Origin of the sequence: Streptosporangium amethystogenes (assembly GCF_000721075.1) — a bacterium.
Classification (GTDB): domain Bacteria; phylum Actinomycetota; class Actinomycetes; order Streptosporangiales; family Streptosporangiaceae; genus Streptosporangium; species Streptosporangium amethystogenes.
This window is the reverse complement of sequence record NZ_JOEQ01000137.1, coordinates 1-652: the sequence shown is the minus strand read 5'-3', so window position 1 is coordinate 652 and position 652 is coordinate 1. Positions and strand designations below refer to the sequence as shown.

Genomic DNA, 652 nt, shown 5'->3' with positions numbered 1-652 from the left:
TTGCGAAGGAGATGGATCGTTGATCAGCCGCTTCAGGTTCATCTCCGCCCACGCCGGCTTCGGCATCGCGCGGCTGTGCAGGGTGTTGAACGTCGGCCGATGAGCGAGGTGATGACCGGGAGGCTGACCGGTACCTCCACCCCGTCCTGGCGCGGCGCATGACCGGCCACCAGGTGAGCAGGCCATCCAACCAAGCCTCCGGCCACAACCGGGCCGAGCTGGAACGCCGCCTGGGCCATGCCAACGAGCGGTACCTGAAGCTGTACACCAACCCGCCGGAGGAGATCGCCGCCAGCTTCGTCGAAGACCTGTGACGCACGTGCCCGCGAGGGGGGCAGACCAAGTACGCCGGAAAGGGGTAACGGCGGTCGGTACACGGAACAGAACATCAACTCTGTCCGATGACCGGAACCGCATCTGTGCAGGTCGGCCACCTGGCATCGGCAGGGGAGGCAATCCGGTCCCCACGCGGTACGGCACTCTTTCGCCGAGACCCCGGCCCTGGGCCTCGCTGTCCGACCTGGGGTTTCAGGCGGGCGTGGCCCGTTTCTGCCGTATTCGTGAACCGCCGCATATTGCATCAGATGCGAATTGGCGACACCTCGCGCCCGACGGCTCGAACTCGACGAAGGAGCTGCTGTGTGCGCCGTTT

Annotated in this window: 1 protein-coding gene; it reads left to right on the top strand. The window is 65.8% G+C overall.

Annotated features, from left to right (window positions below):
* Positions 1-158 precede the first annotated feature (158 nt).
* The gene (locus tag IG98_RS51770; RefSeq protein WP_157594907.1) at positions 159-314 is read left to right on the top strand and encodes a hypothetical protein; all 156 of its coding nucleotides are present in this window, start codon (positions 159-161) and stop codon (positions 312-314) included.
* Positions 315-652 lie beyond the last annotated feature (338 nt).